The organism is Streptococcus sp. DFI.7.26 (assembly GCF_022240605.1).
Lineage (GTDB): Bacteria > Bacillota > Bacilli > Lactobacillales > Streptococcaceae > Streptococcus > Streptococcus xiaochunlingii.
Map to the genome: position 1 here is coordinate 119,789 of NZ_JAKOGN010000001.1, position 12,685 is coordinate 132,473.

The 12,685-nt window shown below is 41.5% G+C and carries 14 protein-coding genes; 11 read left to right on the top strand and 3 right to left on the bottom strand.

The window, feature by feature from the left end; translation table 11 throughout:
* Positions 1 to 100: 100 nt before the first annotated feature.
* The 10 genes from L0M85_RS00670 to L0M85_RS00715 all read left to right on the top strand — a co-directional run bounded on the left by L0M85_RS00670 (position 101) and on the right by L0M85_RS00715 (position 8,271).
* Positions 101 to 847, top strand: coding sequence for a DeoR/GlpR family DNA-binding transcription regulator (locus L0M85_RS00670; RefSeq protein ID WP_238656104.1), 747 nt, complete (start codon positions 101 to 103; stop codon positions 845 to 847).
* Between the two features lie 209 nt (positions 848 to 1,056).
* Entirely contained in the window at positions 1,057 to 1,533 is a 477-nt protein-coding gene (locus tag L0M85_RS00675; protein ID WP_048689142.1) for a PTS sugar transporter subunit IIA, read from the top strand.
* A gap of 39 nt (positions 1,534 to 1,572) precedes the next feature.
* Positions 1,573 to 1,878, top strand: coding sequence for a PTS sugar transporter subunit IIB (locus tag L0M85_RS00680; protein ID WP_006148587.1), 306 nt, complete (start codon positions 1,573 to 1,575; stop codon positions 1,876 to 1,878).
* Positions 1,879 to 1,966: 88 nt separating this feature from the next.
* Positions 1,967 to 3,442 (top strand): PTS galactitol transporter subunit IIC, encoded by a 1,476-nt coding sequence (locus tag L0M85_RS00685; protein WP_238656106.1) that lies wholly within the window; start codon positions 1,967 to 1,969, stop codon positions 3,440 to 3,442.
* A gap of 104 nt (positions 3,443 to 3,546) precedes the next feature.
* Positions 3,547 to 4,431 carry an aldose 1-epimerase family protein gene (locus L0M85_RS00690; RefSeq protein WP_238656108.1) on the top strand — a complete coding sequence of 295 codons (885 nt, stop codon included), beginning with the start codon at positions 3,547 to 3,549 and terminating at the stop codon, positions 4,429 to 4,431.
* 69 nt (positions 4,432 to 4,500) lie between these two features.
* A complete protein-coding gene (lacA, locus tag L0M85_RS00695) occupies positions 4,501 to 4,926 on the top strand; it encodes a galactose-6-phosphate isomerase subunit LacA (RefSeq protein ID WP_023026584.1) in 426 nt (141 codons plus the stop codon).
* A 16-nt stretch (positions 4,927 to 4,942) separates the two neighbouring features.
* A complete protein-coding gene (lacB, locus tag L0M85_RS00700) occupies positions 4,943 to 5,458 on the top strand; it encodes a galactose-6-phosphate isomerase subunit LacB (protein ID WP_023026585.1) in 516 nt (171 codons plus the stop codon).
* A gap of 11 nt (positions 5,459 to 5,469) precedes the next feature.
* Complete coding sequence (locus L0M85_RS00705; RefSeq protein WP_238656110.1) at positions 5,470 to 6,399, top strand: tagatose-6-phosphate kinase; 930 nt, start codon at positions 5,470 to 5,472, stop codon at positions 6,397 to 6,399.
* A 1-nt stretch (position 6,400) separates the two neighbouring features.
* The gene (gene lacD, locus L0M85_RS00710) at positions 6,401 to 7,381 is read left to right on the top strand and encodes a tagatose-bisphosphate aldolase (protein ID WP_048689162.1); all 981 of its coding nucleotides are present in this window, start codon (positions 6,401 to 6,403) and stop codon (positions 7,379 to 7,381) included.
* 251 nt (positions 7,382 to 7,632) lie between these two features.
* Positions 7,633 to 8,271, top strand: coding sequence for a GNAT family N-acetyltransferase (locus tag L0M85_RS00715; RefSeq protein WP_238656112.1), 639 nt, complete (start codon positions 7,633 to 7,635; stop codon positions 8,269 to 8,271).
* A gap of 47 nt (positions 8,272 to 8,318) precedes the next feature.
* Here L0M85_RS00715 and L0M85_RS00720 read toward each other — a convergent pair whose 3' ends face one another.
* From L0M85_RS00720 to L0M85_RS00730, 3 genes are all read right to left on the bottom strand, one after another.
* On the bottom strand, positions 8,319 to 8,606 hold the full coding sequence (locus L0M85_RS00720; RefSeq protein WP_048789614.1) for a GIY-YIG nuclease family protein: 288 nt from the start codon (positions 8,604 to 8,606) through the stop codon (positions 8,319 to 8,321).
* Positions 8,596 to 9,342, bottom strand: a complete 747-nt coding sequence (locus L0M85_RS00725; protein ID WP_129268764.1) for a tRNA1(Val) (adenine(37)-N6)-methyltransferase — start codon at positions 9,340 to 9,342, stop codon at positions 8,596 to 8,598. The genes L0M85_RS00720 and L0M85_RS00725 overlap by 11 nt, the downstream gene beginning before the upstream one ends.
* Before the next feature lie 98 nt (positions 9,343 to 9,440).
* Positions 9,441 to 11,780 carry a cation-translocating P-type ATPase gene (locus L0M85_RS00730; protein ID WP_238656114.1) on the bottom strand — a complete coding sequence of 780 codons (2,340 nt, stop codon included), beginning with the start codon at positions 11,778 to 11,780 and terminating at the stop codon, positions 9,441 to 9,443.
* Positions 11,781 to 11,917: 137 nt separating this feature from the next.
* On the opposite strand from L0M85_RS00730, the gene L0M85_RS00735 reads away from it, so the two are divergent.
* Positions 11,918 to 12,661: a 1-acyl-sn-glycerol-3-phosphate acyltransferase gene (locus tag L0M85_RS00735; RefSeq protein ID WP_238656116.1), complete on the top strand. Its 744-nt coding sequence runs from the start codon at positions 11,918 to 11,920 to the stop codon at positions 12,659 to 12,661.
* Positions 12,662 to 12,685: the final 24 nt, after the last annotated feature.

A 12,685-nucleotide genomic window follows, 5' to 3' on the forward strand; every position in this document is an offset into this window, starting at 1 on the left:
GTGGTTAATATAGAAAAAATTGGACAAAATGTTTGTTTCTTATTGAAAATGATCACTATTATAGTATAATGAAAGCAGAAATAGGAAAGTAGGACGTCATATGAAAGAGAGTAGACATGTAGCAATCTTACAAGAGTTGGACAAAAACGAAGTAGTCTCTGTTAAGGATCTAAGCGATTTCTTGGGTGTAACCGATATGACTATTCGACGTGATTTGATGGACTTAGAGGAACAAGGATTGTTGGTTCGTGTTCATGGAGGGGCCCATCGAAAAATCAAGGATAGTCTGACAGAAGTCTCCCATACAGAAAAGAACATGTTGAACGTGGAAGAGAAAAAGGAAATTGCTCAAAAATGTGCGGCTTTGATCGATGAAGGCGATACAATATTTATTGGAGCAGGGACCACTACAGATTTTATTGGCGATTATCTTGAAGGGAAACATGTCAGTATTGTCACCAATTCCTTGCCGATTTTTGAAAAATTAAAAGACCAACCGAATTGTGATATCATTCTAGTTGGCGGACGCTATAGGGTCAAGACACAGACCTTTGTAGGACAGTTTGCAAATAAACTCTTAAAGGAAATTAAGGTTTCGAAAGCCTTTATCGGGGTAAATGGAATTGATGGTCATACAGCAATGACTGCAAACGAAGAAGAAGGAAACGGCAATAAAATTATTCTTAACAATGCCATTGAAAAGTATGTAGTAGCAGATAACAGTAAGTTTGATAGCTATTCTTTCTATGCTTTTTACCGTCTAGATGATTTAGATGCGGTGATTACCGATCATTCTATCTCTAAAAAGGTGCGAGAAAAATACAATTCTTATACAAAAATTTTGTAAAGATTCCTAAAGAAAGAGCTAAAAGACCAGGATTCAAGCAGATTCTGGTCTTTTTTATATCCTTAAATAGGGGAGGGGGTTATAAATAAATCTATAAAAAATAAACAAAAAAGAACAAAAAATTACATATTGTAATTGACAGCGCATTCATATAGTGATATACTTATCATGTAATTAAAAGATATTTTAAAAGTGGAAGGGGTGAAAAGATGGGATTAAATCAACTGTTTAATCGGGAATTAGTCTTTTGCCTAGATGTTGCGAATCAAGAGGAATTGTTTGACCAAGTTGCAACTTTATTGGAAGAACGTCAGATTGTGACAGATTCTTATCGAGCTGCATTAAAAGAAAGAGAGAAATCGTTCCCTACTGGTTTGGATATGGAATTTCTAGGAAAAGATCTTCCGAATGTAGCGATTCCTCATACGGATATCATCCATAACCTGACAGAGAATATTGTAGTTGTTCGATTGAAAAATCCGGTAACCTTCCACAATATGATCGCACCTGATAAAGAAGTAGAAGTTTCTCTTTTATTCTTCATCATTAACAATTCTAGTTCCAGCCAAACAAACATTTTGGCGCATTTGATGGATTTCTTTACGACAAATGGAAATCTTGAAAACATGTCGAAATTGGAAACTGAAGAAGACTTATATCGCTATATCACAGAAGCGATTGCTTAATAGTAACAAATAAATATATTTATAATGGAGGTCATTCAAATGATTAAAATTTTAGCTGCCTGTGGTGCAGGGGTTAACTCAAGCCACCAAATCAAAAGTGCTCTAGAAGAAGAGCTTTCAAACCGTGGATATGATGTACAATGTGATGCGGTAATGGTAAAAGATGTGAATGAAGACTTGATTAAAGGTTATGATATCTTTACACCAATCGCTGCAACAGATTTAGGCTTTGATCCTGGTATTCCAGTAGTTGAAGCTGGTCCAATCTTGTTCCGTATCCCAGCAATGAGCGCTCCGGTATATGACAATATCGAAGCAGCAATCAAAGAACACGGCTTAAGCTAATTTCTTCATCTATATTTTGTAAGTGATTCCTATGTTGGAAATTGCTGACATTCTTAATTTTGTAAAATATAAATCGGGAGGATTTATTATGAATGGCATTATCGATTTTGCCAATAAGTTTTTCAAACCCATTCTAGATATGGGTGCACCGATCATCATGTTGATCGTCCTAACTCTATTGGCACTTTTGTTTGGAGTGAAATTCTCCAAAGCGCTTGAAGGTGGTATTAAACTTGCCATCGCTCTTACTGGTATCGGTGCAATCATCGGTATGTTGAATGGAGCTTTCTCAGCGTCTCTTGCAAAATTCGTTGAGAACACTGGTATTCAATTGAATATCACAGACGTAGGTTGGGCGCCACTTGCGACCATCACTTGGGGGTCTGCCTGGACACTTTACTTCTTGCTAGTTATGTTGGTTGTCAATGTTGCTATGCTAGCTTTGAAGAAAACAGATACACTTGATGTCGATATCTTCGATATCTGGCACTTGTCTATCACAGGTCTTTTGATTAAATGGTATGCTGATAAAAATGGAGTTAGCGCAGGAGTTTCTCTCTTCGTTGCAACTCTAGCAGTAGTCCTAGTAGGGATTATGAAGATCATTAACTCAGACTTGATGAAACCAACATTTGATGATTTGTTGAATGCACCTAGCTCTTCACCAATGACATCAACTCACATGAACTACATGATGAACCCAATCATCATGGTTTTGGATAAAATCTTTGACAAATTCTTCCCAGGTCTTGATAAATACGACTTCGACGCAGCTAAATTGAACAAGAAGATCGGTTTCTGGGGATCTAAATTCTTTATCGGTTTCCTTCTCGGTATCATTATTGGTATCATGGGTACTCCACATCCAGTTGCTGATGTAGCTGATGCTAAAACTTGGGAATTGGTTATTAAAGGTTGGTTGAGCCTTGGTTTGACTGCTGGTGTCTGCTTGGAATTGTTCTCATTGATCGGTTCTTGGTTCATCGCAGCGGTAGAACCATTGTCACAAGGTATTACAAACGTTGCTACTAAACGTCTTCAAGGACGTAAATTCAACATCGGTTTGGACTGGCCATTTATCGCTGGTCGTGCAGAAATCTGGGCTTGTGCCAACGTACTTGCACCAATCATGTTGATCGAAGCAGTGCTTCTTTCTAAAGTCGGAAATGGTATCTTGCCACTTGCAGGGATCATCGCTATGGGTGTGACTCCAGCCTTGTTGGTTGTTACACGTGGTAAATTGATCCGTATGATCGTATTTGGAACACTCTTGTTGCCACTCTTCCTTCTTTCAGGTACTCTTATCGCACCATTTGCAACAGTATTGGCGAAAAGTGTCCATGCCTTCCCAGAAGGAGTTGATAAAGCTCAATTGATCACTCACTCAACTCTTGAGGGACCAGTTGAAAAACTTCTTGGTTGGACTATTGGTAACGCAACTACAGGAGACATCAAAGCTATTGTTGGTGTTGTTGCCTTCTTAGCATTCTACGTTGGAATCTTTGCATGGTACAGAAAACAAATGATCAAACGTAACGAAGAATACGCAGCAAATGCAAAATAATCCGCTCCTAACTATGTAACTTGATAAAACTAGGGTATCAATTTCCAGATATGGAGGGAGGTAGCCTAGTTTTTTCTCTAAAATAACATGCTAAGGAGTGAAATATGAGGATAGCTTTAAAAAATAATGATCTGGAAGTTTGTTTCAAGGAGTTAGGTGGTGAGCTGGCCTCTATCAAAGATCAGGATGGTATCGAGTATCTTTGGCAGGGTGATGCTCAGTATTGGAGTGGCCAAGCCCCGGTTCTCTTTCCTATCTGTGGTTCGGTTCGAAATGATACAACCATGTATCGCCCTCAAGGTGTTGGGAAGATCCCTCGCCATGGGCTGGTTCGCAAGAAAAACTTTGAGCTGGTAGAGCAAACAGAAGATCGAGTGACTTTTGGGATAGAAGATACGGAAGAAATGTATCAGCAATATCCCTACCATTTCAGATTAGAAATTTCCTATCAATTGCTAGGTAAGATGATTCAAGTAACCTATCGGGTTCACCATCTTGGTGAGGAAGGAGTCATGCCCTTTTTCGTTGGTGGTCATCCAGGATTTAATTGTCCGTTAATGGCAGATGAAGGTTTTGAAGATTACTACCTGGAGTTCGAACAAGAAGAGACCTGTAGCATTCCAAAATCCTATCCAGAGACAGGCTTGCTAAACGTCTTTGATCGGACACCTTTCTTACAGCAAGAGAAAATTCTAAATCTCGATTACGATCTCTTCCAAAAGGATGCCATCACCTTAGATTGCTTACAATCAAGAAGGGTGACTCTCCGCTCTAAAAAGCACGAGAAGGGGGTAAGTCTGCATTTTCCAGATTTTTCAAACTTGATTATCTGGACAACGCCAAATAAAGGGCCATTTATCGCATTAGAACCTTGGTCTGGATTATCCACTTCCCTTGAAGAGAGTGATTATTTGGAATATAAAAAGCAAGTTCGACTTTTGCCAGCAGGTCAAACAGCTGAACTAAGTTTTGAAATCGAAATTTTATAGAAAATAATGTTGTTGAATATAGAAGTTTCTGTATTTGATTGAAAAATGAATTAAAAGAAGGAGCATAATATGTCAGTTATTATTGGTGCGGATGCAGCAGGTATCCGCTTAAAAGAAGTAGTCAAAGAATATTTGGAAGCAGAAGGTTTCCAAGTAGTGGATGTGACAGAAGAAGGGCAAGACTTTGTCGATGTGACTTTGGCTGTCGCTAAGGAAGTCAAACAAGCAGAAGACAATCTTGGTATCGTCATTGATGCCTATGGTGCTGGTCCATTCATGGTCGCTACTAAAATTAAAGGAATGGTTGCGGCAGAAGTTTCAGATGAGCGTTCTGCCTACATGACTCGTGGCCACAACAATTCTCGTATGATCACCATGGGTGCTCAAATCGTGGGTGACCAATTGGCCAAGAATATCGCCAAAGGTTTTGTAAACGGTAAGTACGATGGCGGTCGCCACCAAATCCGTGTCGATATGCTCAACAAGATGTGCTAAGGGGAGGAGTATACGAATGAAAATTGCAATTGGATGTGACCATATTGTCACAAATGAAAAAATGGCTGTTTCTGAATTTTTGAAATCAAAAGGTTATGAAGTCCTTGACTTCGGAACCTATGACCACGCGCGTACCCACTACCCAATTTTTGGTAAAAAAGTCGGAGAAGCAGTCGCTAGTGGTCAAGCTGATCTTGGAGTATGTATCTGTGGTACTGGTGTTGGGATTAACAATGCAGTTAACAAGGTGCCAGGAATCCGTTCAGCCTTGGTTCGCGACATGACAACTGCTCTTTATGCGAAAGAAGAGTTGAATGCCAACGTGATTGGTTTTGGTGGAAAAGTAACCGGTGAGTTGCTCATGTGTGATATCATTGAAGCTTTCATCCATGCAGAATACAAACCAAGTGAAGAAAACAAGAAACTGATTGCCAAGATTCAACATTTGGAAACCCATAATGATCACCAAGAAGATGCAGACTTCTTTACAGAATTCCTTGAAAAATGGGATCGTGGTGAATACCACGACTAAGAGGTGTGCTTATGATCTTAACTGTCACCTTGAATCCTTCCATTGATATTTCTTATCCCTTGGAAGAATTAAAGTTGGATACTGTGAATCGTGTGTCGGAAGTTTCTAAGACGGCTGGTGGTAAAGGGTTAAATGTCACTCGCGTCCTAGCTGAGAGCGGTGAAACAGTTGGAGCAACAGGTTTTGTTGGCGGGACCAATGGTCAATTTATCAAGACCCATCTTCCACGAGATGTCCAATCCTTCTTCTATGATATCCTTGGAGATACGCGGAACTGTATCGCCATCTTGCATGAAGGAAATCAAACAGAAATCTTAGAAGCGGGTCCAGAAATTATCCGGACGGAAGCTTTGGGATTCCTTCACCATTTCAAACTCCTCATGCCGACAGCGGATGTGATTGCTATTTCGGGAAGTCTTCCTACAGGTCTACCAGTGGACTATTATGCGAGCCTAATTGAGATTGCAAAAGAAGCAGGACGCAAGGTTGTACTTGATTCATCAGGCAAATCTTTAGAAGCGGTTCTTCACTCATCATTTAAACCAACGGTGATTAAACCCAATCGCGAAGAATTATCTCAACTCTTAGGACGAGATGTTTCGGCGGATTTTGAGGACTTAAAAGAAGTTTTGAAAGACCCACTGTTTGAAGGAATCGAATGGATTATCGTCTCCTTAGGTGGAGATGGTGCCTTTGCCAAACATGGAGACAGCTTCTATAAGGTGGATATTCCAAAAATAGAAGTGGTCAATCCAGTGGGATCTGGAGATTCAACCGTGGCTGGGATCTCTGCTGCCCTCAGTAGCGGAAAAGATGACGCGGCCCTCTTGACCCATGCTATGGTCCTAGGGATGCTAAATGCCCAAGAAAAGATGACAGGGCATGTCAATATGGCCCACTACGATGATTTGTATCAGAATATAATTGTAAAAGAGGTATAAGATGGTATTAACAGAACAAAAACGCAACTATTTAGAAAAATTGAGCACCAAAGAGGGTGTGATCTCAGCCTTGGCTTTTGACCAACGTGGTGCCTTGAAACGCCTCATGGCTCAGTATCAAGACACAGAACCAACAGTGGCTCAAATGGAAGAGTTGAAGGTCTTGGTGGCTGAAGAATTGACACCATTCGCATCTTCTATGCTCTTGGACCCTGAGTATGGCCTTCCTGCGACTAAGGTCTTGGATGCAGAAGCAGGTCTCTTGTTGGCTTATGAAAAAACAGGCTACGACACTTCTAGCACAAAACGTCTGCCAGACTGCCTCAACCTTTGGTCAGCTAAACGCATCAAAGAACAGGGTGCAGATGCAGTGAAATTCTTGCTCTACTATGATGTGGATAGTGCAGAAGAACTCAACCAAGAAAAACAAGCCTACATCGAACGCATCGGTTCAGAATGTGCTGCAGAAGAAATTCCATTCTTCCTTGAAATCTTGGCTTATGATGAAACCATTGCGGATGCCGGTTCTGTAGAATATGCGAAAGTAAAACCTCGCAAGGTTATCGAAGCTATGAAAGTCTTCTCAGACCCACGCTTCAACATCGATGTCTTGAAGGTAGAAGTGCCAGTCAATGTCAAATACGTTGAAGGCTTTGGCGATGGAGAAATCGTTCATAGCCGTGAAGAAGCTGCTGCCTTCTTTAAAGAACAAGAAGAAGCAACCAACCTTCCATACATCTACTTGAGTGCAGGTGTTTCTGCCAAACTTTTCCAAGAAACCCTCGTCTTTGCGCATGAAGCAGGCGCGAACTTCAACGGGGTCCTTTGTGGTCGCGCAACTTGGGCTGGATCAGTTGAAGCCTACATCAAGAATGGCGAAGCAGCAGCTCGTGAGTGGCTCCGTACCGAAGGTCGTCGCAACATTGAAGAACTTAACCAAGTCTTAGACCAAGTCGCAACTTCTTGGAAAGAGCGTATTTAATTTTCTTAGTTCCTAACGTATCAAATAGTCTTTCTAGAAAAATCTAGAAGGACTATTTTTTTATTTCCGTGCAGGAGTAGTTCCGTCATTCATCAAAAATTGGTTCCCAATGTTCATAAATCTGATTAAGCTTTCATTCACTATTCAAATGGCTTCTGATTTGTAAGGATTTATGTGATAATTTCACATTACAATCGAAAATAAGAGTGTTTTAGAGTATAATAGTTTTATTAGAATGAAGGAGTTGGCGTATGGAAAGGATCGTATATAGAGAAGCAAGGCTAGATGAGTACAAGCTAATTGGAAAAGTCTGTGCTGATGCTTTTATGAATTATCCATTTTTAACCGTCATTAAAGAAGATTTAAAAAAGCCGGAATATTTTCCAGCTTTTATTGAGCTATTACATACCTTGTTAGTCAAGCTCTACATCAAAGGGGAAACGTGCTTAGTTGCTGAACGAGATGGAGAAATTATAGCAGTAGGACTCTTGCAACAAAAGGATTTCTCGATGGTCTCTTATTTACTAAATGGAATTTTCAAGTTATTCCGTTACATTAGCCCTTGGAAATTGATGAAATATCTGGACCTGGTGGAGCGTTCGGAGCAACATTTGAAAAAATCCGGAAACTTCGACTGGTATTTGATGATGTTTGCTGTGAGCCCGACTGTTCAGGGGCAAGGGGTTGGTAGTCATTTTCTCCAAAATGGGATAGAACCTTACGTCAAGGCCAAAGGTTGTAAGCGTCTAGGTTTGATTACCAGTACCCAGCAAAATGTTTTCTTCTATGAAAAAAATGAATTCGTCCTATTAGATTCTATGGTGCTTGACTATGGAAACCAAAGTGTTGGAAACTGGGCTTTTTTAAAGACCCTTGATGACGAATCCTAGATGATTAAAAAAAGGAGCTCTTGGGGCTCCTTTTAGTGTGCAAACAATTATTTAGTTTTTTTCTGTTCTGGATCCAGCTTGGTTTGTTGATGCTTGATATAGGTCAGTTTTTCCTCTCGGCTCTTCCGTTTAAAGAGTGCCTCGGCTGACATAGCAGCTCTTTTGTCGGGGAAAGACTCCTGGTAGATCAAGGTCACAGGAAGTCTGGGACGTGTATATTTGGCGCCTTTGCCAGCATTGTGGGTTTTGATACGGCGTTCGATATCGGTGGTGTAGCCAGTATAGAGGGTCCCATCTGCACACTGGACTACATACATATAAGCTTTAGTTTCCATAATAAATCTCATGAATCTCCGGCGTATAGCTTCCATCTTCCTCATGGATGAACAGTGGAGGCAGAATTTTTAGACCATCTCGCGATCCATCTTTAATGGCCTCAATGAGAAGCATGTTGGCATCTTTATGGACCTTGGGATAGACAAATTGAATCCGTTTAGGAGCCAGATTGTAGTGTTTCATGGTTTCAATGATATCTAAGAAGCGATCCGGACGATGTACCATGACGAGTCGGCCATTGGACTTGAGAGTCCGTTGGGCCACTTGACAAATTTGGTCCAAATTGGTGGTGATCTCGTGACGAGCTAGCAAATAATGAGGGCTCTCATTTAAATTGGAATGCTCGTCCACTTTAAAGTAGGGAGGATTACAGAGAATAAGGTCGATTTTACTACCAGGGAAATGGTGGGGCAAGTTTTTTAAATCATCGGTAATCATGGACATACGGTCGGAGAGGCCATTTAATTGGATGGAACGCTCTGCCATGTCCGCTAGTCTTTCTTGTATCTCCACTCCAACGATGGTTGCTTTAGTGCGCGTGCTAGCAAAGAGTCCGACAGCACCATTGCCGGCACAAAGATCGACAATCAGACCACGGTTGGGCAACTTAGGAAAACGTGACAAAAGGACACTATCAATAGAATAGCTAAAAACCTCTCTGTTTTGAATGATTTTTACATCACTAGAAAATAGTTGGTTGACGCGTTCGCCGTCTTTTAATTCGATATCGTTCATGGCTCTATTATAGCATGAAAAGAGGGCGGGGAAAAGCATAGAAAGGGATAAGAAAAAATAAGGACAGAACTTTTGTTCCATCCATATCCAAGAGTTGTTTAATCAAATTCATATTTTTGATAAATAGTCGCCAAGATGAAGATTCCCGTAAAGAGAGCCATCAAGGCAAGGTAGACTGGGAAGGTCACAGCTGTCAATGTTCCGATTTCAATCAGACCTTTCAAGTAAAAGGCAGAGAGATAGAAACCGCAGACAGAGAAGATAATTAAGAGACCTCGCCAGATATTAAGTGGCAAGCAAGCCCGAATAACGGACAAGAAGCCAATAGATCCTAACAAGTAGTAGGAAAGGGTAGACATGTCCAGGCTAGACCAGCCATGATGAGCTCCCCATAAACGAACAAATAAGACGCTAAAGACAACCATCAAGGCATTTGGTAAGGCCAGATGCAAGGATCGTTTGAGGAAGTGTTTTTCCACTGGCTTAATGTTTCGTTCAAAGGTCAAGACAAATGGAGGGAATCCTTCGACAAACTGGTCAATCAGTGTAATCTGAATCGGAATAAATGGGAAGATCAACAAGTAGTTGATGTCAAATAAAAGAGCGCTTGCAATACAGATAATCGCCAGAATGAAGGAGTAGATCGTCTTAATAAAGAAGATAGGAGCTATTCGTCCAATGTTGTTGACGACCCGACGACCTTCAAAGAGAATTTCTGGAACATCATTAAAGTCAGAGTTTAACAAGACGAGATTGGCAATTTGACGGGTTGCAGGATCGCCTTCGGCCATCACGATGGAGCAGTCAGCTTCTCGTAAGGCTAGGATATCATTGACCCCGTCCCCTGTCATGGCAGTGGTTCGACCAGCGGCCTTGAGGGTTTGAATCAAAAGTTTCTTCTGATGAGGAGAAACCCGTCCAAAAATGGCTGTACTTTCAGCTAGGTCCACCAACTCATCGTCCTCAATCTTAGAACAGTCAATATAACTTTCGTAGCTTTCAAAACCAGCTTCCTTAGCAATGTAAGAAACAGTGACAGGATTATCACCAGAGATGATTTTGAGATCCACATCTTGGGAGCGAAGATAATCCAAGGTTTCGGCAGCCCCTTCGCGGATTGGATCGAGGATTTCAATGACGGCGATCGCTTCTACATCACTTGGCAAGGTCAAATCATGCATATCGATGGCTTCCACACTGCGAGCTAAGATCAAGACCCGAGATCCATGGGCTTGGGCTTCCAATACCGCTGGAGGATTTTCTTTGAGGAGCATTTCTGGTGCCCCCAAATAAACGGTCCCCAAGTTTGTCAGAGTCATGGCACCCCATTTTCGATCACTTGAAAATGGAATGATTGATTCGGCTGTATAAGCGTGTTCTAACTCGCCAAATGCTTTGCGGATAGCTTGGGCAGTTGGGTTGTTATCCTCAGAATTTTGCATATAGGCAGCGAGAATAACTTCGATAGTTTCTTCAGAAAAGTGTTCAGACAGGGAGTGAATGCCTTTGACGGTCATTTTTCCTTGGGTGATGGTTCCTGTCTTATCCAAACAAAGAGTATCGACACGAGCCAAGGTTTCCACAGAGTACATCTCTTGGACCAAGACCTTGCGCATCCCTAACTTGATCACGGCTGTCAAGAGAGAGGTCACTGTCAGAAGGGCAATCCCTTTTGGCAACATGCCTAAGAGAGCAGTGGAAGAGGTAATCACAGAATCTTTCATTGGAAGCAGTTTAATCAAAAAGGCTTCACAGAAGAGAGCAATTCCAAATGGGATAATAATCTTTCCAGTAAAACTAGAGATTTTTGCGAGATTATAGAGAATGCGGGAATTGATGGGTTTGAGAGTTTTTGCCTCTACCATTAATTTATTAGCATAGTTATTGGCCCCCACACGTTTGACACGGGCGTAAACCTGGCCACTCGCTAAGAAGCTACCGGATAGAAGTTCGTCTCCCTCTTCCTTGAGAACCAAGTCACTTTCTCCCGTCAGCATGGCTTCGTTGGCTTCAGCAACTCCCTTTTGAACGAGGGCATCACTCGGAATTTGGTCTCCAGCTGATAGCTTAATCAGGTCACCAAGGACAATTTCCTCTGGGGCAATGGTTTCTTCTTCCCCAGCTCGGATGACAGTGACGAGCTCCTTACTCATCAAATTCAATTTATCAATCATCCGTTTGGCGCGGAGCTCTGTGGCAATTCCGGATAAGGCGTTAAAGCAGATGACTGCAAAAAAGACCAGGTTGCTCCAGGCTTGTACCGCAACCAAAGCGAGGGCGATCACAAAGTTCAAAGCATTAAACAAGGTGAAGACATTGCGTTTGATGATTTGCCAGGTACTGGTACTGGTATTCGCTTTAAATTCGTTGGTTTGGCCACGCTGTATTTTTTTGCGGACCTCTTCATGGGTTAATCCCTTTAATTCATTCATTTCCATAAAAACATCATATCATTTTTTTAAGAAAAAGACTAGGTGCAGTCGGTTTGTTGAGTCATCAAGTTTTTGAAAAGATTTGCGGGGAAGAGAAGGATAAGGTATAATGGATAAACAAGAGAAATATCAAAGGAGACAGCATGTTTTATACCTATTTACGTGGCTTAGTGACCTTTATTTTATGGGTTCTGAATGGAAATGCTCATTACCATCATAAGGAACTGATTCCGAGTCAAGAGGAAAATTACATTCTCGTAGCTCCTCATCGAACTTGGTGGGATCCTGTCTACATGGCCTTTGCGACCAAGCCCAAGCAATTTGTCTTTATGGCTAAGAAGGAACTCTTTACCAATCGGATTTTTGGCTGGTGGATTCGCATGTGCGGGGCTTTCCCAATTGACCGTGAAAATCCAGGTGCGGCAGCGATTAAATATCCAGTGAATATGCTCAAGAAAAGCAAACGTTCCTTGATTATGTTTCCAAGTGGAAGCCGCCATTCTCAGGATGTTAAGGGTGGTGTTGCTGTGATTGCTAAGATGGCTAAGGTGCGCATTATGCCTGTCACTTACACGGGTCCAATGACCCTGAAAGGCTTAGCCACTTGTGAACGGGTTGATATGAACTTTGGGCATCCCATTGATATTTCTGATATCGCAAAGATGAATGATGAGGGCGTGGAAGAAGTTGCAAGACGTATCCAGGCTGAGTTTGATCGCTTAGATGCGGAATCTCAGGCACTCCGCAATGATCGTAAACCTTTTATCCTCATCCGTTTGTTGAAGTTTTTACTGTTGCCATTTGTCTTGGTGGTCTCTCTACTGACCCTCTTATTTAGTTATATCGCAAGTTTCGTTTGGGACCCAGATAGGCATCGGAAAGACTAATCAGCTCTCTAGATAAAAAGAAAG